Annotated in this window: 1 protein-coding gene and 3 pseudogenes; 1 reads left to right on the top strand and 3 read right to left on the bottom strand. The window is 69.4% G+C overall.

Annotated features, from left to right (window positions below; genetic code table 11):
- From ACWEQO_RS34690 to ACWEQO_RS34700, 3 pseudogenes are all read right to left on the bottom strand, one after another.
- A pseudogene (locus ACWEQO_RS34690) lies at positions 1 to 317 on the bottom strand (hypothetical protein); the annotation flags it as partial.
- Positions 318 to 751: 434 nt separating this feature from the next.
- Positions 752 to 1,548 (bottom strand): annotated as a pseudogene (locus tag ACWEQO_RS34695) (transposase family protein).
- A 36-nt stretch (positions 1,549 to 1,584) separates the two neighbouring features.
- Positions 1,585 to 1,758 (bottom strand): annotated as a pseudogene (locus ACWEQO_RS34700) (transposase); the annotation flags it as partial.
- Here ACWEQO_RS34700 and ACWEQO_RS34705 point away from each other — a divergent pair.
- A partial coding sequence (locus ACWEQO_RS34705) for a hypothetical protein (RefSeq protein WP_452986486.1) occupies positions 1,724 to 2,035 on the top strand: 312 nt, incomplete at its 3' end. The pseudogene ACWEQO_RS34700 and the gene ACWEQO_RS34705 overlap by 35 nt on opposite strands.

Raw genomic sequence — 2,035 nt, forward strand, 5'->3', positions numbered from 1 at the left:
ACGCCATCGCCCTCGACCTCACCATCTGGTTGGCCGCCCGCCGTCACCCCGGGCGGCCAACCAGGCAGGCTACCGACTTCTAAAACAGGCCCTAGGGGCAGAGACCTGCCGTGCCGGCAGTCGAAGACAGTCCGCCGGCCGTTGCCGAGGGCGGCGGCGCTGGCGAAGGACGCCCGGACCGCACGCTCGCCGCGCAGCGAGGCGGTGGTCAGCATGGTGGCCAAGGCGGCCTGGTGCACCTCGCTGTCATCGCTTCGCAGAAGCTTTTCGAGGAGATGCGGCGGGATGATGCAATTGAGGCGGCAGGTCCTGGTCATGGGATACCTCGCGTGCAAGAGGAAACGGCGGTGACGTCTTGCTCGTCTGGTGTTTTTACGGAATTGTTCTTCTTATTTGAGAACAACCGTGCCCGTCCCGACCGGCATGGCCACTTGGCCGTGGCACGCCGAAGCGCGTTGATCATTGGGAAGCGGTGTCGCTGTGACCGGACGGTCACGTCCGACATGCTGGGACGGCACCTGCGTAGGGAGGTGCGAACGCGTCTACTTCGAGTATCCGCTCGAAGTAGACGACGCGCACTCCGAGCGGGGTTCCCGCTCCCGTCTCCTGGTGAGCGCAGCCGACGACGGCCGGTGGTCGAGGCAGTCCCACCTGGAGCAGGAACGGATGGGTGTTCGCCCGCGGCCGATACCACATCATCCGGCGGCAGTTCAGCGGGCGGGGCGGGTACTGGACACCGAGTTCCGCGCCGTCAGTCCGACGGTTCGCGGGAACGGAACGCCTCACCGCTCTCGATCCTGGCTGACCGAAGCGCAACGCCATTGAGCCCTTTCCGTGGGGTCGAGCACCGCAGCCTGCGCAGAAGCCGCCAGGACTTGAGGGGGCGACAGCCGGCTTTACGAGCTGTCCCGATCTGCGCGTGGGGCCGGTTCACCGGCTGCCGGCCGGTGGCGAGGGCCTCCCACCGTCCCCGGCACGGGGTGCGGACCGTGCCGCCGGCACCCCGGCCCCCTGCCCGCCCAGCACGTGACGCCGGCCTCGGCGAGGGCGCCGGCGATGCCGTGTGCGCGGGCCGCGCGGACGGCGTGGACGGCGCCGGGCAGGGCCGGTGGAGCCCTCACAGCGGCCGGCCGAAGGGATCGGCGAGGCCTGCACGTCCCTCCCGTGCCTCCTGTGTCCGCCAAAGTGGTGCGGCCGGTCCGCGGCGAGGGCCCCCGGCCTTCGGCCGGGAAGCGCCCCCGGCCGATCGGCAGCAGCGTGCCGTCCGGGAGCGGATACGCCTTCGTCGACGCGGTGCGGACGACGTCGGCCAGGGTGGGGGCGAGAGCGGCCAGGAGGTCGACGACCTCGGTGACGTACCGGTAGGCGGTGGTGGTTCCGACGCCGAACCCGGCCGCAAGCCGGACATGGGGGTGCCCCGGCCGGAGGCTGGGGGAGTGTGAGCAGGGCCTGGTGGCCGGCGCTCAGCCGCCGCCTGCGGGAACCGATCGCACGGCGCACCGCAATCGTCTCGGCCTGCTCACGGGTCAGCTTGCGCAGCCGGCGCAGTTCCTCCCGCTCGGCCGCCGTCAGCTCGCCCGGTGTCCCCTGGCCCCGGTCGACCTGGTCCCGCCTGACCTGGTTGCGCAGCCCCTCGGCGCTGACGTTGAGTTCCCGGGCCACCTCGGTGACGGTCCTGCCGGAGGAGCGGACCAGCGCGACCGCGTCCCGCTTGAACTCCTCCGTGTACCGCCTGCTGCGGTTGCCCTTGTTTCCCACCTGGCACTACTTCCTCTGGAACCTCACGTCCCGGTCTCCAGGTGTCCAACATCAAGGGGAAGCTTCAACCGGGTGCCGGTGCCCCCTGTACGACGGTGGCGCGGACGACACGAGTGAACCCCTCTTCGGCACGATCAACTTCAAGATCATCCCAGACCGGTCAGCCAACGTAACAACGTCATTTAGAAGTCATCTCATTTGGCTCGATAGGCTACTGGGCATGGCAGGGATCGTTGAGCGGCTGGTGCCGGATGAGTTGTGGGAGCTGTTCCAGCGC

The sequence above is a fragment of the Streptomyces sp. NPDC004051 genome (assembly GCF_053604275.1).